Genomic DNA, 24231 nt, shown 5'->3' on the forward strand with positions numbered 1-24231 from the left:
TTACTTGGTTCTGGTGGCCTTTTTTAGTCTGGCGGAAAAATGAACTTGCGAGAATACACAGTAGAGTGCTTGGTATTTATGGGCTTAGGATATATAATTAAATAAGTTATTAATACTGTGGGGGGAAAGGCATTGGAGTCAGAAAATTTTGAATTACTGGAAAACACAGATATTACAACTTTCTTGATTGACCGACCGTGGATAACTTACCGAACAAATGCAGATCTTGACGCTCTGGGATCCAGATTTGGTTCTCCAAATCCAGAAGGTTCAAACAGATTACGCCGAATGAGTTCGATAATCAGTGCAACTCATGCAAATGATCGAACGGCTTCTTTATTATCGTTTCTATTTTCACCAGCACAGTTGCGACCGGTGATTAATGAGTATCTTTCTGGAAGTCAGTTTTCGCAACTGAAGGAAATTGATAACTTTATTCTGGAAGGCCTTACTGGTGATGAATCTAAGGACATCCTGATTGTAGCAGACGCAATTAAGCAGCGCGTAATCAGAGAGATAAACGCCATTCTTCTCTACAGCAACTTAAAACTCGTATCTAGTGGTAATTCGTGGGAAATTATCGCAGCAGATGAGAATGTAAAAGTCCTCGTGCCGATCAAGAGGATCAATTCAGGATACATTTCAGAGTTGTTGGCGCAGGGACAAGATGACTTGCAGGATAATGATTTTGACAGCGTAGTTACAAAGGCTAGAACACTTATCGAAGAGGTGTTTCTTCAAATATTGTCCGATAACGACGTAAAGTGTAAGCGTAATGGCGATATTGGTCAATATCGTAATTTGGTGGTTAAAACATTGGGAATGAGACCTTCTCGGGAGTGGAATCCACGTATTACGAAAATGATTAGTCACTTAAATGGAATCACCGATTTAATCGCAGAAATGCGCAATAAAGATGGCGATGCACATGCTAGCAATGAACGAGTAAAAATTCAGGCAGCAGAGGCGGAACTACTACTCAATACGTCTGTTAGTCTGGCTACCTACTATCTCAGAGTCAATGACAGACATGTACAGAGATAAAATAATAAATTGGAGTAATGAACGTGAAAAAGCAAACAAACAGTAACCTTCATGTATCACGTGCTGGAAAAACAGATGAGTTTTATACTAATATTTCAATGATTGAAAACGAGCTACGCCATTATCGTGAGTATTTCAAGGATAAGGTTGTGTTTTGTAATTGTGATGATCCAGCCATCAGTAATTTCTGGAAATACTTTCAGATTAACTTTTACATGTTAGGCCTAAAAAAACTAATATCTACGCACTATGAATCCGACAAACCCAGTTATAAATTGGAAATAATTAGACAAGATGACAAGATTGGACAACTTGCATTTTTACCGGATTACGTTGAAACACCACTAACTGGAGATGGCGATTTTCGAAGTCCGGAAGCAATTCAGTTACTTAAAGAAGCCGATATTGTCGTAACCAATCCCCCTTTCAGTCTATTTACTGATTACATCGCACAGTTAAGAGCTTTTCACAAAACATTCCTAGTGATTGGTAATCTCAACGCAATTACCTATAAAGAGGTACTGCCTTTAATTATGGCCAACGAAATTTGGCTAGGGTACAATTCTGGACACTTTTGGTTTAAGGTACCTGAAAGCTATGAGGCGAAGAAAACGGATTTCAAGATTGATGAAAATGGACAAAAATGGCGGAGAATGGGAAACATTTGCTGGTATACCAACTTAGATACGACACAACGTCACGAAAAGCTGACAATCTTCAAGAACTATTCTCCAGAGATATATCCAAAATATGATAACTATGATGCCATTGAGGTATCCCGTGTTGCGGATATTCCTTGTGACTACTTTGGTGTCATTGGTGTGCCAATTACTTACATGACGCGGTACAATCCAGATCAGTTTGAAATTGTTGATGTAAAAAGTTCAGGGCTTTTGTTGACTAAAAAAGATGGCACCGTTAAATCAATGTACAAGAGAGTGTTAATTCGCAACAAGGGAGGCCAAACGCATGCAAATTGAGAAAAAGGATATTCCAGTAAGCCAAATCGTAAACGGATATGTAGATTCCGATGAAGATGGTGTATATGGATATGACGGAAAATTAAATATTCGTCCGGCCTTTCAGCGTGAATTCGTCTACAAACCTAAGCAACGTGATGAAGTTATTAATACCGTCCGCAAGGGGTTCCCACTGAATGTTATGTATTGGGTTGTTGCAGAAGATGGACACTATGAAATTTTAGATGGACAGCAGCGAACAATCTCAATATGTCAATTTGTACAGGGTGATTACTCCATCAATTTCCAGTACTTTCACACGCTCACACAGGAAGAACAGCAGCAAATATTGGACTATCCTCTGACGGTTTATATTTGTACTGGTACAGATCGAGAAAAATTGGATTGGTTCAAAGTGATCAATACTGTTGGGGAACAGCTTACTGCACAAGAACTTAGAAATGCAATCTATACGGGGCCATGGTTGACAGATGCCAAGAAGTACTTTTCGAAATCACAGTGTCCCGCATATCAGATTGGCGGCGACTATTTAAATGGTTCTGCTATTCGACAAGACTTTTTGGAAACCACACTCAAGTGGATCTCGTCGAAACAGGATATTGAGCTTGAGGAGTACATGGCGCAGCACCAGCACGATGAAACGGCAATCGAACTGTGGCTATACTTTCAAAACGTAATTAATTGGACAACCTCTATTTTTCCTAACTATCGTAAGCTGATGAAGGGGATTGAATGGGGGTTTCTATACGATACTTATCATGAGAATACGTATAATCCGGCTACGCTCGAAGCTAGAGTTAGCGAGCTGATAGAGGACGAGGATGTTACCAAGCAGAAGGGGATATTTGAGTACGTGCTTGGCGGGCCAGAGCGCGTATTATCAATTCGGGCATTTAAGCCTAAGGACAAGCGAGCAGCATACGCAAAACAGAATGGAATCTGTCCGGTATGCGGCAAGCATTTTGAGTACGACGAGATGGAGGGCGATCATATTACTCCTTGGTCTCAAGGTGGGCATACAGTACTCTCCAATTTGCAAATGCTGTGCAAAGACGACAATCGAAAAAAATCCGGAGTATAATGCCAAGGAGCTAATATGGTACGAATAGATATGAGCACTGTAGCCGCGAGGGAAAAAGCATTCGGCGAATATGGAGATACGGTCTGGTTTATCTACAGGGTGTTTTCAGAAAGACTCAAGCGGCGTATGAAGGAGCAGGGCGTATCCAAATATCAAACTGCTGGGTTCAAGAATGCAAAAGAGTATAATGAGGCTCCAAGTTACCAACACGAAGTAAGTTATTCGATGGTTGACTCCATAACCGCACCTATTCCCCGATTGGATACGCGTCAGAATCCTTATCTAGTGCCTTCTTCCAAGTACTATCTACGATTTGTAGATACCTTGAATTTTAAGGATGTGTATGAGTGCATTTGGGGGTCTAATTATGAAATTAGAAACTATCTGCCTAATGTATTTGAGTCAGTGTGTAATGAAGCGCAATTCCAAAATAACCGACTAGGTAGCCTTATTAATGATATAAAGCAGACACAGCCTCTTAGGATTCCGAACAATACGATTCAACAAATATATGAAGGAATAAAAAGCGACTTGCTGAATGAGTGGGACAAATTCACAAGAGTTCGGAATCAAGAAACGAAAATAGCGACAGTAATTGACTTCGAAAGTAGTGCTGATAACGAAAGCATTGCCGCAGGAATCCCACTAATAGATAAGATTGATTCTGGCGGTGTCTCGAGAGAAGGGTTAGGTGAGGTTCTCGAACTTAAGCAACTTGGTGAACCATTAAAAAGATTTGTTGATTATCGGGTAACACCGCTGATAATGAATCGGTTTCTCCAACAAATATCAAAATAGTCACTTAGGGCGAAGTTTTAAAAACTTCGCCTTTTTTGATACACATCTTTTCCGATACGTCAATACCCGGTTTTTCGGGTGTCAAGACATTGGCGAAGCCTGATATATATATTGGGCGTAATTGAAGATAAGATGTAGTCAATCAAAGGCCTTTGATAAAAGTTAGTCTATTAAAACTGTGTTGGATGTTTATCCAGAAAAGGAGAAATGCATGAAACTAGCCAAGGTCAAACTTTCAGAAGTTGAAATTAGCAACGTTGAGAAGCCAAAAGCAGCTCGCGTGGTATCGGTATCAAAAAGTCCGCGCTACGCAGATAACGGTGATCCAATCAACGGATCGGTCGCAAAGGTAGTATGCCACATAGTAGATGCTGAACTTGCCAAAACATTGGAGAAATCTGGCGACGGGGTAGAGGACTTAAAGACGTATGCACTGGAACTTGTTGGGGATGAGAAGGATCTGCTGGAAATTTCTGAGGCAGAACTTTTGGGCACAGAGATTGAATTGAAAGACGCCAAGGTAATGCTTAAGTGGAGCGCGGGGCGTACTAGTGGCTGGCGTGACGTGAAGCTTGTTATGAATATTAGCGATGGGAAGTAGGCGTAGGTATGAGTGAAAAAAAGAAGCTATCTGTTTGGGCGTACTTGAATGAAGCTCAATATTGTCTCACGAACCGTGACGCATTCGATGTTAAAAGAATTGAGTCTTTGATTGCAGCTGCGTACAGAATTTTTACCGGCCAGCAAGTAGGAGACTTTGAAGAGGAGTTCTTGAATGATAAAAAACGCAAGGGAAACAATTAGCAGATTTTTGCCAGTCTCTACGCATACTGCGAAGCTGAGCATCTATGAATCCATTGATGAGGTTGATCAACGCAAGCAGGTACGGTCAAGATTATTGTTTAAGGTCTGGGCATGTGTTACAGTGCTAATCATTCTCTGGAGCTGCGCTAAGTGGACGTGGGCTAAAATAATTGGCCAAAAATCGGAATTAGATCTATGGCCAATTATCCTGATGCTTGGACTACTTGGAGTAGTTGTGTCTCTTGCTGGGGCTTGGAGATATCTCCACAGTAGATATTCGCCAGTTGAACGTTGGAAGATGGAACGTTTGCTTTGGCAATTTTCGGAAAACGTTAATTTGATTAAGCAAGGCGTGACTGGCCATGTCGCATACGTAAGATGGGGATATGTGGTCTCGAATGATGAAGTTAAGATCACGCTACTAACGGGTGGCCGTGTCAGCTCGGATTTCGAAGCGGATATTGGACGCCGCCTGGTTGCATTCCTCACCAAGGAGACGACAGCTTACTGGGAAATTCGTGATAAGAAGTCTGGAAACGGCATTATCGAAATTAACCTAACTCACAATAAGGATGAGCGAATTACAATCAACCGTTTGGACGCGTTGCAGACAAGCGAAAAGATCAATATTCAATTGACTGGCAGAATGTCGCTAACATCTAAACAGCCGATGGGGTTGATAGTCGGTCCAACAGGAACGGGGAAAACTAGTTTGCTAAAGGGCCTGATTATATCCTTCTTGGTAAATAATCCCGATAATGTCGTGTATACGATCGATGGTAAGGCAGCGTTCTTGGGTCAGTCGATGAAGCGTATTGGTAAGGTTGCCATGAATACGGAAGAGGCAATTCAGCTCGTTGACGAATTGTGCAAAATCATGGATCAGCGATACAAGGAGCTAAATGCAGATCCCGATGATGAGCGGGATATTACGCATTGCGAAAAATTTCATCAGGGTACGATTCTCCTTGTTGTCGATGAGCTACTGTCGCTGGTTGCAAACATGAAGGCTGAGGATCAGCAGAGGAAAACAGCCGACAAACTATATCCCCAATTCAACGCCAAACTGTTGTCCTTGATTACAAAGGGACGGCAGAGTTCTATCTCGGTTATTGTAGCGGGGCAAATGATGCCTGCGTCTGCGCTCCCAACAGAGGCCAGGAGTTCGCTAGGGATGCGGATCAGCTTAGGTAGAACGTCGCCTCAGCAAGCTCAGGAGGTGTTTGGAGAGAGTCACCATGATTTACCGTTAATTGATGCAAAAGAATTTGGTGGTGTCATTTGGCTGGATGGTTTGAATTGGGATGGGCCAAAAGCATTTTTACCGCCAAAATATGATGAAGATAAACTGCCGTTTAAAGCAACACTTACAATGCTTGCTGGTAGGCGTGGCGGTGGCGGAACGCCACAAGCTGCGACTGCCAGCGAGGACTTGCCTGTTACTTGACATACAGGCAAGATAAGCTGAAAAAATGAGCAAGAATAGCGGTGAGTATGAGTACAACGCCAAAGTTATTACATTTGAAGATCATATCGAAATTGTGAAATATGGCGTGCCAAGGGTTCACAAATCTCCAAAATTATTGAAAAATCCAGAGTCGAATATGCCTATAAATGTGTCATATAGTGATGAAACCCAACTCGTGCAGCAGGCATTTAGGATTAAGAGAAAGGTGAAATACTATCTAGAGGCAAATTCGTTCAATTTGTTTTGGACGCTTACGTTTGATGACTCGAAGGTGAATGCAAAGAACTATGAGTATGCACGAAGGCGGCTGCGTGCTTGGTTGAAGTATCAGCGCGAAAAGTTCGGTAGGTTTGACTACCTATTTATTCCTGAACTTCATCCTTCATCGGGTAGAATTCATTTTCATGGCGTTACTGGCGGACTTGCCCCACCTTTAACGCCTGCACGTTACCCCAAGAGTCAGCGGCTAATTAAGAAAAAGGGATTGCAGATATACAATGCAGATAGCTGGGAAAAGGGTTTTAGTACGGTAAGCCATATTGCCGACAAGCGTAAGGCAGCTAACTATATTACCAAATATATAACTAAAGAACTTCTACAAATACCGCACGCATATCATCAACCACGGTACTTTGTGAGCCATGGACTAAAGCAGCCGACTGTGGATTACTGGGATCTAGATGAAAGTTATTTCGCAATTTTTAGACCGAATTTTGTTGTTGGGCACTTGGACAGCCCAGATAGTGCGCTGGAAACAGATGTAGCAATTTACCAGATTGATATTACGAGCGATGGCAAGTTAGCGCAGGACAACGATATAAAGACCGTCTGGAAACTAAAAAATACGGTCGATTTTGGGAATGGAGGAGGCCCTTGAATGGAAAACAACACGGTTACGAAGAAAGACCTGATATCGCTTGGTTATCGTGAGAATACTGCTGCTGAATTAATTAGACAAGCAAAGCGGAGCATGGTACAACAAGGATATGAGTTTTATACCAATCGGCGCCTAGGTCGGGTACCGGTTGCAGCGGTTGAGGCAATTATTGGAGCATCCATTCGAAAGGATGCAGACGATGCCAAAGACTAAGTTCGCTGGTGTATACAGTGGCCAAAATGGCCGCTACTACTATGATATACAGTTGGGGGTGGATGAAAGTACCGGAAAAAGAATCCGGAAAAAGAGTCAAAAAGACGCGGATGGCCAGTTGTTCAAGTCAGCGACTGCTGCGCACAGGGAAGTTGTACGACTGAAAGCAGAATTTGATCGCGAGAGCGGCCATACCGTCTATGCGTTAACCTATGGCGTGTACATGCGAAAATCGTATATTCCTGCATACCAAGCTAGCGTACAAAAAGAAACGTTTGAAACGCGTAAGACTTCATTAAACGTCTTCGTACAAAAATTTGGAGATATAGAATTACGAAAGCTAGATGTTAGGCAGGTTCAGGGCTTTAGGAACTGGCTGCTTACAGATGCTGGTTACTCACAGAGCTATGCAAGTTTGGTCTTTGGTATGTTTCGTAAATCGCTGGATTTTGCGGTTGAGATGAATTACTTACCTAGTAATGTGTCAAAGCGTGTTAAGGCGATACCTAAGGGACGTGCTACGGTGCCGTATTGGACTAAGAGTGAGTTTCAAGCTGTACTAAACCAGATTTGTACTAGCGACTACTACGAACACCTGAACTTTGTCATGCTGTATGTTTACTTTATGACGGGTGTTCGTGTTAATGAGGGGATGGCGCTACAATGGGCGGACGTGGACTTCACGCATGCACAATTACGCGTTACTCACATGCTGGTAATCAAGACCAAACAAAATTGGGAACGGCATGACTACACTAAAACTGATAGCGGTTTGAGAACTATCTCCATAGATCGGGATACTTTGAAGGTGCTCCGTGTTTGGAAAAAACGTCAAACTCAGAATGGTTTTGGTAAGCAGGATGATTTTGTCTTTAGCTATGACGGAAGCCCGATGCTGAAATCAACGCTCATGCGGATAATCCATCGGTACGCCAAGTTGGCCAATGTTCACCCGATACAAGGGAAAGGACTTCGGCATAGTCATGCTAGTTACTTGATTAATGAGTTCAATGTATCAGTGCTTGTTCTGTCTAAACGGCTGGGGCACTCATCCCCGGAAATTACGTTAAGGCACTATGCGCACATGTATGTTGGTGCAGATAAGGAACTAGCACAGATGATGTCAGGTCATATAACCTATGCAGCACCAAAGGAATCTAAGGTGAAGTTTAATGGTAATCAGACTGTTGCTCCGCCGCAGCTCCGCCAATGAATAATAAACTGGCATAAATGCCGTTGTAACAACGATTGTAATCGACCGTTATAATTGAATGGGAATAAGCTTAAAAATGATAATCCTTTAGTATAAGGATTATTTTTTTTGCATGAAAGTAATCACAATCGTTTAAATAATTTTGAATCCTTGATTTAATGATGGATAATGATAAGCTAACAGTAAGATTGATATAAAAGGAGATTAACTATGATTTGGTTATGGATACATTTGATTACTTGGGTTGTGATAGCGGTTCTAGTGGCGCTCACAATTTTTACAAATACTAATACAAAAATTTATCAAATGATTACGAGACTGGGATATTTGATTTCAATTGCTAGTGGTATTATGTTGCTAGGGTACGCATGGCAAGGAAATCCAATTTTAACGGCCATTAAATTAGTTGTTGCCTTAATATTTATTGGACTAACTGAAATGACCTTTGCACGAAAAAATAAAAAGCAATTAAATAAAAGTATCATCTACGCGGTAGGCATCTGTTGCCTATGTGTGGGTGTTTTAGGATTAATGCTCGCAGGTGGAAGACCTTTTATTTAGACAATAAAATACTACATAATATTTAGGCGAAAATCTAAGTATTATGCGGTGTTTTTATTTTAAACAATTTAAATAAAATGCATTTAATCGATATAATTCTATTTGCTGAGCACTCTAACTTGACTGTGACGTAACAAGATAGTATATATTTATGTATATTGTAAATGTATAAAAAATACTTAATGGGGGTTAATTATTATGAAATCAGTTGTTGTAAAAAAATCAGGTGGCCCAGAAGTACTGGAAATTGTCGAACGCTCAATTCCAAATCCAACTCAAAATAAAACAGTTATAAAGATTCATGCTTTTCCAGTACACCGTTATGAGGTGCTAACTAGAGAAGGTGGATCACCTTCAGTTAAATTTCCGAGAGTAATAGGTGTTGAAGCTGTTGGTGAGGTCTATGAGCCTTCACAGGAAAGTAACTTAGAAAAAGGACAAAAGGTCGTAATTTTTATGGGTGGCCTTGGGCGTGAATTTGATGGTAGTTATCAAGAATATGCTTTAGTTCCTGATAATATCATTTATCCTGTAACATTCAATGGAACTTGGATAGAGTTAGCCAGTTATCCTGAAACTTTCTATACTGCTTTTGGGGCTTTAAAAGCAACACGATTTAAGGAAGGTCAATCTTTATTAATTCGTGGTGGAACTACTGGAGTTGGAATGGCTGCGTTATTGTTAGGAAAGGGATTTGGACTTTCTGTATCTAGTACAACAAGGCAAAACAACCGTAAAGAGTTGCTATATACTTTAGGAGCTAATGAAGTCATATTAGATCAAGATAATCATATTGAAACAAGTAACAAATTTGATGTGATAATTGACGTGGTAGGTACTACAACTGTAGAGGATTCCTTAGCACATCTTAAAACAGGAGGGTTTTACACGTTAGTTGGTCAATTGAGTGGGGAATGGTTATGGAAAGACTTTGACCCGTTCATCAACTTGGCGAATAAGTACGCGACAGTTTTTGATTCATCTAATGTTGATAGTTCTATGGTTAATGAGTTGTTTAATATTATTAATGAAAAACAGTTTCACTTTCCGATTTCTAAAGTTTTTAAACTAGATGATATTCAAGACGCTCATCGCTATTTGATGGAAAAAGACCGTCCAATCGGACAGGTTATTGTTACTAACGACTAGAGTGTCAGATTGAATTATTTAACTAATCTAAAAAAGTAGTTTCTAAGTTTCCAATATTTGGGTTCACTTCACATCTTTAGGTAACTTGTCTTCGGTATTAAACCGGAGGAAGGTTGCCTAATTTTTTTTCTTGTCTATTCAATCTTTTCATTCAAAATGGCAAACTCAAGCCAGCCGTATTTTGAGGAACCAGTTTTAATAAGGGTGTCGCCAGAATTAAGCTGCCATAAATAGTCTGCGGTTTTTAACTTATTTTTTTGACAGAATGATTTTAGTTTAGTTAATCCTTGATGGATACCAGCTTCATTGTTTTCCACTAAAATACATGCGTAATTACCTGCATGTTTTTCCATGATTGGGATAAAAACGTCATGATCATCTGTAAGTTTTTCTTTGATAACTCTAAAAGACGCTTCAGCGTAACCGATTGGATTATCAACAGCCAATGTTGTAAAAAATCCAGATTGTGTTGTATCCATAACAGCTAATGCGTCTAATTGTTTATAGAATTCTGAAAATAATTGAGCGACTTCTTCCTCAGTACAACCTACGGATTGACGAGAACACCAAAAAATTGTTTTCATTCGGTTTTCTATCTTGGGCTGATATAGGGTAGTGTCCTTAGTAACAGATTGTTCTTCAATTTTTTTGTTGATAACATTTTTAATTTTAACTAATTCGTCAATCTTTTTATCAATTTTACCTTGAGCATTCAGTAATTGAGGTGTTGGTACGCCTTTTGAATGGATTTTAATTTCCTTGATATCAGCTACTGAAATATCTAAACTACGTAAACCAAGTATAAATAGCAAATCGTATAATTGGTCATAATCATAATAACGATAACCAGATTCGTTTTTTTGGGCAGGTTTAAAAATATTTTCTTGGTCATAAAAGATTAATGTACGGCGAGTTGTGTTAGCTAATTTGGCCATCTCACTTATTTTTAACATATAAGGCTCCTTTATTGTCTGTAACGTAACGGTACAGTGTATGATTAAGTATAACATGAAAAAATTCAGACTTAAAAGAAAGGTGGTTTGATCAATGAAACAGGAATCTCTTTTCTCTAATCAACCTCAAAATTCACCATTAGCCAGTCGAGTTCGACCACGAAAATTAGAAGAATTTGTTGGTCAACAGAATCTACTTGGCCCTAACAAAATATTACGAGAAATTATTGAAAGTGATCAAGTTCCTTCAATGATTTTTTGGGGTCCACCTGGTGTTGGTAAAACAACTTTAGCCGAAATTATAGCAAGTAAAACTGAATCTAATTTTTTAAGCTTTAGTGCAGTTGATAGTAGTATTAGTAAGATAAAAAAAATTATGAAACAAGCGGAGTTAGATTGTGAAATTGGTCAAAAAACCATTGTTTTCGTCGATGAAATACATCGCTTTAATAAAGCACAACAAGATGCATTTTTGCCTTATGTTGAAAGAGGTAGTATTACTTTAATCGGTGCTACAACTGAAAATCCGTCTTTTGAAGTGAATTCAGCGTTATTATCCCGGTGTAAAGTATTTGTACTGCATGCGCTTAAACAGGCAGATATTGTTGTATTAATCGAAAACGCGCTCAGCAACCCGGACGGATTTGAAGAACAAACAATCCACATTAGTTCTGATGAAATTCAAGCGATTGCTAATTTTGCAGATGGTGATGCCAGAATGGCATTAAATACCTTGGAAATGGCAGTTCTGAATGGTGAAAAAGCTGATAATATCGTTACGGTGACGATGGATAATTTAAGCCAATTGATTAATAAAAGATTTGTCCGTTATGATAAAAATGGGGAAGAACACTATAATATAATTTCAGCTTTGCACAAATCGATGCGTAATAGTGATGTCGATGCTGCTATTTATTGGCTGTCCCGAATGCTAGAAGGCGGAGAAGACCCGATATATATAGCACGGCGACTTGTTCGATTTGCAAGTGAAGATATCGGGTTAGCAGATACGAATGCACTCAATGTGACAATTAATGTTTTTCAGGCATGCCAATTCATTGGTATGCCTGAATGTGATGTTCACTTAGTGGAAGCAGTAACCTACTTGTCTCTGGCACCTAAATCAAATGCCGTTTATAAGGCAAGATTAGCTGCAGCTAAAGATGTTAAAACCACGGCCAATGATCCCGTACCATTACAAATACGTAATGCGCCTACCAAATTAATGAAAGATCTAGGGTACGGTAAAGGGTACGAATTAGCTCATTATGCCAAAGATAAGTTAACGACTATGAGTACCATGCCACCTTCCGTAGCAGGACATCGATATTATAAACCAACCAGCGAAGGTAAGGAACGACGTTTTAAAGAGCGTTTAGCCCAAATAAAAGCATGGCACCAAATAAATGGATAGAATAAATAGAAAGTATTTTTGAGATGAGAATACTTCAGACGTAGACAAAGTACTGAGTAATCAGTACTTTGTTTTTTTATATAGGTTGAATGTATTACTTAAGCGTCTTACAACGAAAGTGGATACGAGAAAAACGATTAGTAAAGAGGAGGCATACTAATGGCTAACAATGGGATACCTAGCATAAACGAAGTCGGCATGTTACCAAATTTATTTTTAGTGATTAAATTTCAAGATGGCGTGACTAAGTATGTACGGAGTGAGATAAATAAAAGTGAGATGGAAAGTTTCAAATCGGGAGCAAAGAATAAACTTGGATTTTTAAAATTGACGCCAAAAAATTATTGGATTGGGAATGACATTGTCATTAAAGTGGATAATCATTTTAAAGTGAACGATAAGATCTATGATGGTAATGATATTTATAGGAACGGCAAAGATTCTTATTAATTAAGAGATTCTTTTAAAATATAATCGTTTATTAATTGTATCTACAAAATTAATAAAGGGCCATCTAGATAGTTGCTTCTCTAAAAGTGCTTATCCAGATGGTTCTTTTATTTAGCTATTCATATAGTTCAGATAAATTGGAAAAAGGTGCTATAATAAAATGTCTTTAGTAGTATTTAAACGATTTGTAGAGTAATCTAACTCATTAATTTTAAAAAAACGAGGGAATTAAAATGGTAGAACAAGTCAGAAAAAAGAAAGTTGAATTACCTGAATTATTTTATGATTTAGTCTTTGCATACGCAATTTCACAAGCTACGGATTTACTTCATCATTTTCAAGTAAGCACATCAAGTATGATTAGTGCATTTATTATCTTTTCAGTGGTAATGGTCGTTTTTATTAACACATGGATGATTAAGAGTGTTTTTATTAATCGATATAGAAAAAACTCGATGACTGATATTATTCTTTTTATGATTGATATGGCAATTTTACTTTATATGTCCAATGCTTTTGAGGGGGATATCCATAATTGGTTCCAACCATTTGCAATTGCAACAGGGCTATTATCCACAGTATTAGTTGTTCAATATGGCACGGTATACCTGACAGCTGCTAAAAAGGATGATAAAAAAATTGCTAAACTAATGATGTTGATTGTTGCAACAAGAACATTACTCGTATTTATTGGCTCCTTTTTGCCACTAAACATAGGCATTGCGGTATTCTTGCTGGGTATTGCAGTGAGTTGGATATTACCAGCTCTTGGTGGTTCAGTTTTGAAACTCCACCCACTTAATTTTCCACATATATTAGAGCGTCTAACACTATTAACAATTATTACATTTGGAGAAAGTATTCTCGGTATTGCCTCGTATTTCACCGTTAAAACATTTAATTTTTATTCAATTTTAATATTCATGATTATCGGTGCACTTTTTATGACCTATATTACTCAAATGGATCATTATATTGATGAAAATCGTTCGGGTGAAACAGGTATTCGATTAATTTATATTCATTACTTTGTCTTGTTTGGCTTAAGTTTAGTCACTATTTCGTTAGGTTTTATTAGTGAAATCGAAATACCTAAAAACTTTTCAGTACTATGTCTATATTTAGGTATATCGTTATTTTATTTAGGGTTATTCTTAACCAGTCCGTATAATAAAAAATACTTACGATTGGGTAATGTGGTCATTGGATTCTTTACAACGACAACTATAGTGGGTGTAATATTAAGCTTAATATTTAACAATTTTCCAGAAATTGTGAGTATAACGGTATTAGTGACCATTGCGAACTCTGCAATGTATGTACACTATATGATTAAACGAACGAAACAGAATCAAAGTTATGACATTAAAAACTGAAAACTAGCTGATAAACCTAATTTGGGTTTATCAGCTAGTTTTTTAATTGAAGAATCATTTTTACAGTGTTTATGATTAAAATTGTATATTTAGTAGCAGTATGATTAGAAGGATATAAATGAGAATGATGATAGCAACCAATAGCATTAAAAGGATTGATAATAAGCAGTAAAAAAAATTTTTCTGAAAGAAGGGTAAGTTGAGAATAGAATCTGTAACAGCAGAAAGTCCTAAACCAGCTAAAGATAAGCCGACAATTCCATTTAAAAAGGCAATCCATGGGCCCAATATACAGAGTGCGATACCGATTCTCATTAGCCACTTCACTTGATTGTTATCAGTTTTAAATATTTTTTTCATTGATAGGACCACCCTTCATAATGATATGAATTAATATTTATTTTAATATACTACAAAATTAATTTGATGTAATCTTATCTGTCTTCTTACTGGTTAAATTGATAAGATCGTTTAAAATAGACAAAGATAAAACGAGGTGTTATTATCAATTTGAAAAAAATAATAGCTTTAGTTAGGATATGAAAATGAAAAAATATAAAGATTATATGAATGAAACCCTTTCTGTTCTTGGTAGCCTATCTTTATGTTTAATAATCTTGTCATTCTTTATTAAAGATAGTTTAGTCAGTTCGATTTTTTATGATGTTAGGATTTATCTGTTAGGCATATTCTTATTGAGACCAATTGTACAATACTTTAAAGCAAAAAATAAATAGCCTTACAATGAACTTTTTGGCAGTTCTACAGAGTAAAGCTATTATTAATAATCCACTTAATCGACAATGTTGTCTTACTGACATTGTCGATTTTTTTGGATAAAATAATATATCGTTTGACATTATACTATGTAACGTATAGTATTGATTTTGAAAGGAGTGAGTTGATGAATATACAGATGAAAAAAGGGTTATTAGAATTTTGCGTGTTAGCGACGCTGAGGACATCAGATTCTTATGGTTACCAAATTATTAAAGACACCTCAAGCGTGATTGAACTTTCAGATTCAACTCTTTATCCCATTTTGAAACGACTAGAAAAACAAGGCGCTATTGAGAGTTACAGTGTTGAACACAATGGTCGATTGCGAAAATATTATCACATAACTGAGGCGGGATTAGTAGATATTCAAGAATTTTTAGATGATTGGCAACAGGTAATAAACGTTTACGATTACATAAAGGGAGTGTAACGATGAGTAAGAGAAAATTTATTGTAGAGCTAGAAGAAGAACTTAAACATTATCAAGCGGCAGACATTGATAATACACTTGATTATTATGACGAGATGATTGATGACCGTTTAGAAGCGGGCGAATCTGTGACAGATATTATTCTAAGTTTAGAAAATCCAAGTCAAATTGCGATACGTTTGATTCAAAATGACCGACCAAAAATACAAAAAAAGTTATCGACACCAATAATCGTTTTGATTGTCATTTTACTTATCCTAGGAGCACCTGTATGGGGACCGCTATTGCTGACGGCTGCTATTCTAATTGCCACAGTTTATTTTTTAATATGGTTAGTACCAATGATTGCAGGCGTAATCGCTACCTCATTTATTATCAGTGGCGTGATTAGTTTAGGACTATCGCCATTTGATATGTTTAATCAAGGTTTTAACGTTGGATTGATGCAATTTGGGGTAAGTTTTGTAATTGTAGGTGTTGGTATTTTATTCATCGCAATGACCTGGTATTCAACGAAATATTTAATTAAATATTCGATTAGTCTGACACGCTGGTTAATTCGTTTATTCAGAAGACAATTGAAGGAGGTCGCTTAAAATGATTGAATATATAAGACGTAATTGGTTGAAAATTAGTTTATTTCTGATCTGGTTTGGCGCTATAGTCATGTTTACTAGTTACGCATTATCAGGTTTTGATTTGTCAGTATTTAAATATGAGGGTGAACATAGTTGGTTCCGAACGTTTTATTTCTAAATGACCACGTCTGATTTAATAAATGTGGTAAGTTAGAATTACGGTAGTATAAAAGGGCATTAAAATCCATTTTTAATAGGATTTCGATGCCCTTTTATTTTTTTGGAAAGACGATTAAATAGTGCAAGCCGTAAACGTTTACATAAGATTGTTGTGATGTTACAATTAATTTGTGCCGGGGGCGGCATATTATTTAATAGGTTATTACTTACAAGGGGGCATGACAAATGAAAAAGGGGCTAACTATCGCAACAACAATGATAACGTTGTTCACGCAATTACCATTATCTTCTGTGTTTGCGCAGGACCTTAATCCAACGACAGAAACGTCATCTTCAAAAGCAGCTACGGCGTCAACTGCTAAAAAAGCGACAAAAGCAGAGACAGGTATGACTCGTACTGGAGATACAAATACGGATCTTACAGTTGAAGCACAGAAAGATACGATTGAAGCTGGCCAATTGGCTAATTTTAATTTATATTTTAAAATTTCAGGTAAGAACACCTCATTTACCAATGCCGATATAAAGGTTACGTTACCAAGTAATTTAAATGAAAATATGACATTTACGCAAGATTTATCAGAACTTAAAATTGCGGGCGTCACACCAATTTATGATAAAGATAAAGGTGTATTGAATTATCATTTTGATACGCTTAATGCAAGAACAGCAAATAAAGTAATTATAAAAATAGGAACAGCAAATGGCGCAATTATGCCTAATACAAAATTAGACACAGCAGCAACATTTACTGGAACGGATCAGAATGGCGAAAATAAAAGCTATGATTCTAAAACTTCAATTAATATAACAGCAAATAATAATTATGCTATGACAAATAAAGTTACTAGTATTGAAGGACAAACATATAATAATCCTAATCGTGGCGATATTGTAAACTATGGTGTAGGGGTTAGTGCGCCGAAAAAGGAATTAGGCGCACTGTATGTTAAAGAAGGTTCTAAAGTTAACGTGACCTATAAATTAGGCGCTGGAATAGACTACTATGGTGTAAAAGATGGCGCACAAGAACCGAGTGTCAGTACAGATGGTAGAACATTAACCTGGGAATATACAGCACCAAGTTACGCTGAACAAAAAGCAGCTGTGACTGATTTCTTTGAAAAAAATGTGACTATCCAAGCAAAAGTAACTGACAAGGCTGCCTATTATTCACAGATAACGAATACAGTGAGTTCAACAGCAACTTTCCTTGATGGTAGTGTAAATAGTACAGCACCAATTAAATCAACGGTTATGGTTATGCCCAATGATCCTAAGGAAGTTCCAATTCCAATTCCTGGTGGATCAGCATTTCCAACTAATCATTTAGGACCAAAAGATGGAAACGGTGGCGTGGCATCAGCTACATTAATTGACCCGGATGTGACAGTTAACGATGATGCTTATCTAAGTTATGGATTAACATTATCCTCACAAAATGCGACATCACCTTATATTGGATTTTCTTATTATAATATTTATTATGATGTGGATACGCATTTAAATCTTGATAGTTTTACAACGGGTAATTTTTATTACATGCCAAACAATAATTTACCAACTTTTTCACCAACAAAAGCTAAAGTACCATTTGCTATGTTGGTAAAATACGAAACAGATGGAAAAGTTGATGATAACTGGACATTACTCAATATGGATATGAAGACTAACGCCAATTACACACGTGCTCAGTTAGGTATTCCGGATGGGAAAAAAGTGGCTAATATTTGGCTGTGGTTCCATGATGAGAAGATAACAAAAGTTCCAGCAAATAGAGACATAGCTGCATCTGCAACCTATGATCCAGAAAGTAAAAAAACCGTTAAAATGGCTCCAGCTGGATTGTATAATAGCGGGATGAAAGTTAACGCAACGATTGATAAAGGATTCACTGGTCAAATAACTAATAAAATGGATATGACTTTCTATGGCGTTCAGGCACCTGATGAAACAGGTTTTGAAGCAGCTCGATATGTTGATTACACATCTAACCCATGGGCAGAGGCATTTAAGGGTGAAAATGGTCAGGTTTATACAGATCGAATTGCGCCTCGTCACGTTGAAGTCGCAGCAAAAACAACCGGTGAAACAAAAGTTGTTAAAGCTTCAGTTAGTTTACTAAATACAGTCGGAAGTACAGTTAATGAAGGTGAAAATACTGTCTTAACTTCAATAGAAAATAATAAGGCATCAATTTCACCTTTATCAGGACCTTATCTGAGTTATGTGCTATTACCAACAGGTGTAACGTTCAAAGAAAGCGTTGCTTCAACGAACTATAGCGCTGAATTATATGATAAGGATTACAAAGGTACTGGAAGACAACTCGTTAAAGTAACAATGAATGGCGACAAATTAGTAGCCGGTAAATTCCTTAATGGTCAATTTAAAATTAATATTTCAAAAGATGCGACACCTAATATGACATTTAACATGACAGGAACAATTGGTGATACTGATTATACAGCTGTGAAACCGACAGGTGATGAACCACTTTTAACGGATACAGTAAAATCTGTTGATACAGATGATATTGATAAAGATGGTAAAACAGACACACCAATTATTAAAACAGGTAATTCATATGTGTTAAATCAAGAATCAAATATTGATGTTGATGCAAGTATTAAAGGTGATAAAGATGATAAGTTTGGCGATTTAGGTAATGTTACAGTCGGCAAAAAAGCCACTTATCAAGCAACATTAACAAATAATACAGATGATAAAATTACATCAATGCAGTTCTTAGATGTTTTACCATCTGTCGGAGATTCAAATATTACCGATGGTGCAGCACGTAATTCGGCTTATGAAATGAAATTAGATGGGGCCATTACTTTACCAAGTGCATGGGAAAATAAGATGACTGTTTTATATAGTACATCTAAAAATCCTAAACGTGCCGGTATATTAGATAAGAATACAAATTATCCAGCAGGAACGGCTAAAATTGTTGACCCAACTGGGGCTGAAGATGCAACTTGGGTAACAGCTGATAAAGTAGCTGATTGGTCAACCATTCATTCATACAAAATTACGCTTAATGACGGAGTTGAATGGGCCCAAGGTAAGGGAGTTACATTATCATTTGATCTAGTTGCGCCTAAAGAATCTGAAATTTCAGATTCAACATTAATTAGTAATAAACCAGCTGAAACAACGAAAGTGTCACGCGCTGTTCAAGAAACACGTGGTGCTTACAACAGTTTTGGTATCGCAATTAACAAGTTGCAAGTTGTTGAAACTGGTGCAATAGGCACACAATTAATTCGTGCTAGCGCTGATGTTACTGCAAATTATGTAGATGTAGATGGTAATAAACTTGCTGATGATGTTGTCCAAAGTGGGTACTTCGATGATCCATATACGACAACTCAAAAAGAGATTTCAGGTTACGACTTTGTAAAAGTAGAAGGTAACGTTTCTGGTAAGTTTGGGGCTGATGCAGTAACAGTTAACTATGTTTATAAGAAAACTTCTGCACCAGTGACTGTTAAATATGTCGATGAAAATGGTAAATCGGTAGCTGATTCAAAAGAACTTACTGGTGATTTTGGTGATGTTTATACATCAGATGCTGCTGTTATTTCAGGATGGACATTGAAAGAAACACCAAGTAACGCAAGTGGTAAGTTTACTGCTGATAAACAAACAGTCACATATGTCTACGAAAGAGCGGATGCGGCTGACGTTACAGTTAAGTATGTCGATGCAGATGGAAAAGAATTAGCAACATCAGATGTACTTTCAGGAAAAGTATCAAATCCATACAGTACAACTGCTAAAAATATTTCAGGATGGACGTTGAAAGAAACACCAACGAATGCAAGTGGGACATTTACAGAGACCGCACAAACAGTCACATATGTGTATGAAAAAGCGGATGCAGCTGATATCACGGTTAAATACGTTGATGTAGACGGAAATGAATTAGCTAAATCAGATGTGCTTTCAGGAAAAGTATCAAATCCATATAGTACAACCGCTAAAAATATTTCAGGATGGACATTAAAAGAAATACCTGAAAACGCAACGGGAGTATTTACGGATAAAGCTCAGACAGTTAAGTATGTGTATGAAAAAGCAGATGCTGTCCCTGTTACAGTTAGATATGTTGATGGAAGTGGGAATGATTTAACTAAAGCTGATACGCTTTCAGGAAAAGTTGGGGATGCTTATACAACTGATGCCAAAGTATTATCAGGTTGGACGTTAAAAGAAGTACCAAAGAATGCACAAGGAATATTCACAGATGCTGCACAAACGGTTACGTATGTGTATGAAAAAGCAGATGCAGCTGATGTGACGGTCAAATATGTAGATGGAAAAGGTAACGAGTTAGCAACATCAGATGTTTTATCTGGTAAAATTGACGCTGACTACAAGACAACCGCTAAGGAATTAGTAGGTTGGACGTTAAAAGAAACGCCAAGTAACGCCAACGGAACATTTACGGATAAAGCCCAAACAGTTACGTATGTGTATGAAAAAACAGATGCTGAAGCTGTAACAGTTAAGTATGTAGATGAAAAAGGCAACGAGCTAGCAACACCAGATAATCTTTCTGGTAAATTAGGAGATTCATACAAGACAACTGCTAAACGTATTGCAGGTTGGAATGTTAAAACGACTCCTAAAAATGCAGAAGGAACATTTACAGATAAGACTCAAACAGTTACGTATGTTTATACGAGATCAGCTGCTAAAGATGTCACTGTAAAATATGTTGATAAAGATGGTAATGAATTATCAGCTTCAGTAACATTCTCTGGTAAGATTGGTGACGCATATACATCTAAAGAGAAACAACTTTCAGGTTGGATGTTGAAAGAGGCGCCAAGTAATGCTAAAGGTATCTTCACGGATACGGCACAAACAGTCACGTATGTTTATGTTAAAGATGAAGATAAAACAGTAGTGACACCGCCGGTAACACCACCAACAGATAATTCAAAAGGAAATACAACAACAGAAACGTTGACGGATGTTCCTGAAGGAAACACTCACTCAAATACAGTAAGCAAAGCAAATAATACAAAGAGTGATACAGGAAATCTTCCTCAAACAAATGAGGCAACAAGTCTTTTGGTAACGTTATTAGGTGCTGCATTACTCGCAACATCAGTTATCTTTATGATAGGTAGAAAAAAATCAAAAAAGGCTAAAAAGTAAAATTCTAAGATTATAGAATGAGTAGAAGAAGTCTTAAGACCCCTATGTCAACGAGTGTTGGTGGGTAAATTTTGGAAAGACCAATTCATTTTCGAATTGGTCTTTCTTTTTTTATTTTCAAAGAGAATTCAAACATAATTCGGTCGTGTAAATGTTGCCAACACCAATAAATGGTATCAAAATGAAGAATAATGTTAACGCGGGAATTATTCTTAAAAATTGTAACCTGTTACGCTTAAGGATAGTCAATATACTTAAGCGGATTCAATTAATGCTTTTTGGTTGACTGTGACGTAACGAGATAGTCTATGTTGATAATATACCGCAAGTACTAATTATTGAGGCTGTTGATGAAGCTTATGCCACTTCAAAAAAAGTCAATTAAAAAAAGATCAGCAGGTTTTTATCATGATGGGGGGTTCAGTAGAGACCTTGAAAAGGTATTCAAACTGGGAGATATTCAAGAGGCACATCGCTATGGCATGAAATCTGACCAATTTATAAATAAGGAGAAAAAATGATTAATACAAATAACAAATTAAATGAAGAGATTATTGCACTAGAAAAGGGTGCGTTGGATAAGTGGTTCAAAGGGGACACTTCGGGTTACCTAAATATTTGGTCACAAAAACAGTTTTCGTATTTTGACGGTGCTGTTAAAAGACGTGTTGATAGTTATGAAGACATAAAAGAATCAGTTTTAGCTAATGTTGAAGGAAAACTATTTGCTGACAGTTACGATTTTGAATATCCACGAGTGCAAGCAGTCGATGATATGGCTGTTTTAACATATCAACTATATGCAAAAACGACGTTGATTGATATGCAATACAATTGTATTGAAGTTTATCAAAAAGAAGAAGATGGCTGGAAAGTAATCCACTCAACTTGGTCATTTATTCGACCAATGGATATGGATTTTGGTAAAGCTAAAAGTATTGTTTAAAAAGGTGAAGTTAACCTTTATTCACGATATACTGAAACAGTTCTCTTAACTATTTTGAAGGCACAAAATATACACAATTAGTGATTTACAAAAGAATGCCGACAAAATAGAGTTTGCTTCGCATTGACCTTGATGTTGCGAAAAAGTTTTACAAGAATAATTATTAATACAAATCGGAATAATCAGTCAGATAACATAAATAATTTAAATTGGAGTAGATAGAAATGACGACACATAAAGTACACAGTTGGTTAGGCGTTCCCTATGCCAAAGCTGAAAGATTTGCTGAACCAGAGTTGGTTCCTTTTGATGAAACAAAGCAGTATGTTAAGTATGGACCAGCACCTTTGCAGGCTGGCGATACAAGTTGGCTGGGAGCCGTTAGCGGACTTAGCGAAGATTGTCTAAACCTTAATATTTGGGCCCCTGAAGACATGGGGGAGGAACCATTACCAGTTGTTGTTTATATTTTTGGTGGTGGCTGGGTGTTAGGATCAAATACACAAGCAGTTTCTGACGTATCAGGACTAGCTAGTACTGGTCGTGTGATAGGCGTTTCTATTAATTATCGCCTTGGACCGTTTGGTTGGTTATCACTAGCACAGTATGGTGGTAAATTAAAAGATGCAACTAACCTTGGTCTTAAAGATATAATAACGGCTCTTAAATGGATTCAAAAAAATATTGCTTATTTTGGCGGTGATGCTAATAATGTCACAGTTACGGGACATAGTGCAGGTGCTTTTTCATCATTAGAACTATTATCAGCGCCTAGTGCTGACAATCTTTATCATCATTTAGCAGCTTTTTCTGGTATGCCTTCTCGATTAGTGCCTCAATGGGTGGCGCAAGAGCGTGCTCTAAAAGTGTTAAAACATTTTGACTGTGTTAATAATCCAGAGCACTTATTACAGGTCGATGCTTATGAATTAGCTGAAGCAATGAATGCAACTCAATCACCTGATCCGGGTACTCCACATGGCATTGACAATGATGTGATAGCTGTTACTGACGATAGTCAACTAATAAATGGGGTTATAGCTGATCACCCGATGCATGTTCTTGAATCTGGGAAACACAAAGATGTAGATATTCTATTTAGTAGTACCACAGAAGAAACTTTTTATTGGGTCTTAAATCGGACAAAAGATTTTGATCCAGTGACCCTTGACAGGCTTACAGAGCAATTTGCCCACAGTATGCGTATTCCTTTATCTAGAGCCCAGCAAGTAATCAATTCCTTTGCTGATGATACTTTGAAGCCTGTAGAGGTAAGGGGATTATTATTAACGCATTTATCCTTTACATTACCTCAAATTCGTGGAGCAGTGGCTCATGCTAATGCAGGTGGAACATCACATGTGTTAGTTGTTGCACCTGTCAAAGGAGCGGAAGTCGCTGTCCATGGAACAGAGATGTACGGCATTGTTGGACAGATTAGCCCTAATGCCAGTCAAGAACAAATTGATCGGGACAATTATATTAAAGACACGTTATTAGATATGGCGGAAGGTCATTCCGATCTTACTTGGGACGCTGTTAAAGTAGATAAAATAAGTGCTAAAGGAATTGGAAACATGCCTTATAATGCTACAGAACATAGTTTGGATATTCTTGAAATATTTAAAGGAATAGACCGTCCTTAATAGTTTATAGCAAAAAGTGGAGGTCAATTCATTGTTGGCTAGCTGACTCAAATTGGTGTTTTTTGGAGATAACAAGTATGACAACAGTTTAAAGATGTGTTGGCTTCTCGCTTCC

At 37.3% G+C, this 24231-nt stretch carries 23 protein-coding genes; 21 read left to right on the plus strand and 2 right to left on the minus strand.

Annotated features, from left to right (window positions below):
- The first annotated feature begins 132 nt into the window (after nucleotides 1-132).
- The 12 genes from AC1RO3_RS01435 to AC1RO3_RS01490 all read left to right on the plus strand — a co-directional run bounded on the left by AC1RO3_RS01435 (nucleotide 133) and on the right by AC1RO3_RS01490 (nucleotide 10188).
- Nucleotides 133-1044 carry an abortive infection family protein gene (locus tag AC1RO3_RS01435; protein ID WP_481760910.1) on the plus strand — a complete coding sequence of 304 codons (912 nt, stop codon included), beginning with the start codon at nucleotides 133-135 and terminating at the stop codon, nucleotides 1042-1044.
- A 17-nt stretch (nucleotides 1045-1061) separates the two neighbouring features.
- The gene (locus tag AC1RO3_RS01440) at nucleotides 1062-2024 is read left to right on the plus strand and encodes an adenine-specific methyltransferase EcoRI family protein (RefSeq protein WP_481760909.1); all 963 of its coding nucleotides are present in this window, start codon (nucleotides 1062-1064) and stop codon (nucleotides 2022-2024) included.
- A complete protein-coding gene (locus AC1RO3_RS01445) occupies nucleotides 2014-3105 on the plus strand; it encodes a GmrSD restriction endonuclease domain-containing protein (RefSeq protein ID WP_003588255.1) in 1092 nt (363 codons plus the stop codon). The genes AC1RO3_RS01440 and AC1RO3_RS01445 overlap by 11 nt, the downstream gene beginning before the upstream one ends.
- A 15-nt stretch (nucleotides 3106-3120) precedes the next feature.
- Complete coding sequence (locus AC1RO3_RS01450) at nucleotides 3121-3903, plus strand: hypothetical protein (protein ID WP_481760908.1); 783 nt, start codon at nucleotides 3121-3123, stop codon at nucleotides 3901-3903.
- A 211-nt stretch (nucleotides 3904-4114) separates the two neighbouring features.
- The gene (locus tag AC1RO3_RS01455; protein ID WP_481760907.1) at nucleotides 4115-4504 is read left to right on the plus strand and encodes a hypothetical protein; all 390 of its coding nucleotides are present in this window, start codon (nucleotides 4115-4117) and stop codon (nucleotides 4502-4504) included.
- 8 nt (nucleotides 4505-4512) lie between these two features.
- Entirely contained in the window at nucleotides 4513-4707 is a 195-nt protein-coding gene (locus tag AC1RO3_RS01460) for a hypothetical protein (protein ID WP_481760906.1), read from the plus strand.
- Nucleotides 4679-6154, plus strand: a complete 1476-nt coding sequence (locus tag AC1RO3_RS01465) for an FtsK/SpoIIIE domain-containing protein (RefSeq protein WP_481760905.1) — start codon at nucleotides 4679-4681, stop codon at nucleotides 6152-6154. The genes AC1RO3_RS01460 and AC1RO3_RS01465 overlap by 29 nt, the downstream gene beginning before the upstream one ends.
- Before the next feature lie 25 nt (nucleotides 6155-6179).
- On the plus strand, nucleotides 6180-7052 hold the full coding sequence (locus tag AC1RO3_RS01470) for a rolling circle replication-associated protein (RefSeq protein WP_481760904.1): 873 nt from the start codon (nucleotides 6180-6182) through the stop codon (nucleotides 7050-7052).
- Nucleotides 7053-7265: a DUF3173 domain-containing protein gene (locus AC1RO3_RS01475; RefSeq protein ID WP_003599276.1), complete on the plus strand. Its 213-nt coding sequence runs from the start codon at nucleotides 7053-7055 to the stop codon at nucleotides 7263-7265.
- A complete protein-coding gene (locus tag AC1RO3_RS01480; protein WP_481760903.1) occupies nucleotides 7252-8478 on the plus strand; it encodes a tyrosine-type recombinase/integrase in 1227 nt (408 codons plus the stop codon). The genes AC1RO3_RS01475 and AC1RO3_RS01480 overlap by 14 nt, the downstream gene beginning before the upstream one ends.
- Nucleotides 8479-8688: 210 nt before the next feature.
- Entirely contained in the window at nucleotides 8689-9039 is a 351-nt protein-coding gene (locus tag AC1RO3_RS01485; protein ID WP_409021639.1) for a YisL family protein, read from the plus strand.
- Between the two features lie 198 nt (nucleotides 9040-9237).
- Entirely contained in the window at nucleotides 9238-10188 is a 951-nt protein-coding gene (locus AC1RO3_RS01490) for a zinc-binding dehydrogenase (protein ID WP_481760902.1), read from the plus strand.
- 134 nt (nucleotides 10189-10322) lie between these two features.
- On the opposite strand, the gene AC1RO3_RS01495 is transcribed toward AC1RO3_RS01490, so the two are convergent.
- Nucleotides 10323-11141, minus strand: a complete 819-nt coding sequence (locus tag AC1RO3_RS01495) for a MerR family transcriptional regulator (RefSeq protein WP_481760901.1) — start codon at nucleotides 11139-11141, stop codon at nucleotides 10323-10325.
- A gap of 94 nt (nucleotides 11142-11235) precedes the next feature.
- On the opposite strand from AC1RO3_RS01495, the gene AC1RO3_RS01500 reads away from it, so the two are divergent.
- The 3 genes from AC1RO3_RS01500 to AC1RO3_RS01510 all read left to right on the plus strand — a co-directional run bounded on the left by AC1RO3_RS01500 (nucleotide 11236) and on the right by AC1RO3_RS01510 (nucleotide 14381).
- Nucleotides 11236-12555, plus strand: a complete 1320-nt coding sequence (locus AC1RO3_RS01500) for a replication-associated recombination protein A (protein ID WP_481760900.1) — start codon at nucleotides 11236-11238, stop codon at nucleotides 12553-12555.
- Between the two features lie 159 nt (nucleotides 12556-12714).
- Nucleotides 12715-13005: a hypothetical protein gene (locus AC1RO3_RS01505; protein WP_481760899.1), complete on the plus strand. Its 291-nt coding sequence runs from the start codon at nucleotides 12715-12717 to the stop codon at nucleotides 13003-13005.
- Nucleotides 13006-13238: 233 nt separating this feature from the next.
- Nucleotides 13239-14381, plus strand: coding sequence for a low temperature requirement protein A (locus AC1RO3_RS01510; RefSeq protein ID WP_481760898.1), 1143 nt, complete (start codon nucleotides 13239-13241; stop codon nucleotides 14379-14381).
- Between the two features lie 75 nt (nucleotides 14382-14456).
- On the opposite strand, the gene AC1RO3_RS01515 is transcribed toward AC1RO3_RS01510, so the two are convergent.
- On the minus strand, nucleotides 14457-14741 hold the full coding sequence (locus AC1RO3_RS01515; RefSeq protein WP_481760897.1) for a hypothetical protein: 285 nt from the start codon (nucleotides 14739-14741) through the stop codon (nucleotides 14457-14459).
- A 544-nt stretch (nucleotides 14742-15285) separates the two neighbouring features.
- On the opposite strand from AC1RO3_RS01515, the gene AC1RO3_RS01520 reads away from it, so the two are divergent.
- From AC1RO3_RS01520 to AC1RO3_RS01545, 6 genes are all read left to right on the plus strand, one after another.
- On the plus strand, nucleotides 15286-15591 hold the full coding sequence (locus tag AC1RO3_RS01520) for a PadR family transcriptional regulator (RefSeq protein WP_409021630.1): 306 nt from the start codon (nucleotides 15286-15288) through the stop codon (nucleotides 15589-15591).
- Between the two features lie 2 nt (nucleotides 15592-15593).
- Nucleotides 15594-16187, plus strand: coding sequence for a DUF1700 domain-containing protein (locus AC1RO3_RS01525; RefSeq protein ID WP_481760896.1), 594 nt, complete (start codon nucleotides 15594-15596; stop codon nucleotides 16185-16187).
- Nucleotides 16188-16574: 387 nt separating this feature from the next.
- Nucleotides 16575-21524 carry a MucBP domain-containing protein gene (locus AC1RO3_RS01530; protein ID WP_481760895.1) on the plus strand — a complete coding sequence of 1650 codons (4950 nt, stop codon included), beginning with the start codon at nucleotides 16575-16577 and terminating at the stop codon, nucleotides 21522-21524.
- Between the two features lie 350 nt (nucleotides 21525-21874).
- Nucleotides 21875-22045 (plus strand): hypothetical protein, encoded by a 171-nt coding sequence (locus tag AC1RO3_RS01535; RefSeq protein ID WP_481760894.1) that lies wholly within the window; start codon nucleotides 21875-21877, stop codon nucleotides 22043-22045.
- A complete protein-coding gene (locus tag AC1RO3_RS01540; protein WP_481760893.1) occupies nucleotides 22042-22470 on the plus strand; it encodes a nuclear transport factor 2 family protein in 429 nt (142 codons plus the stop codon). The genes AC1RO3_RS01535 and AC1RO3_RS01540 overlap by 4 nt, the downstream gene beginning before the upstream one ends.
- 224 nt (nucleotides 22471-22694) lie before the next feature.
- Nucleotides 22695-24116, plus strand: coding sequence for a carboxylesterase family protein (locus tag AC1RO3_RS01545; RefSeq protein WP_481760892.1), 1422 nt, complete (start codon nucleotides 22695-22697; stop codon nucleotides 24114-24116).
- Nucleotides 24117-24231: the final 115 nt, after the last annotated feature.

Source organism: Dellaglioa sp. CoH-57-MRSF-19 (assembly GCF_056781975.1).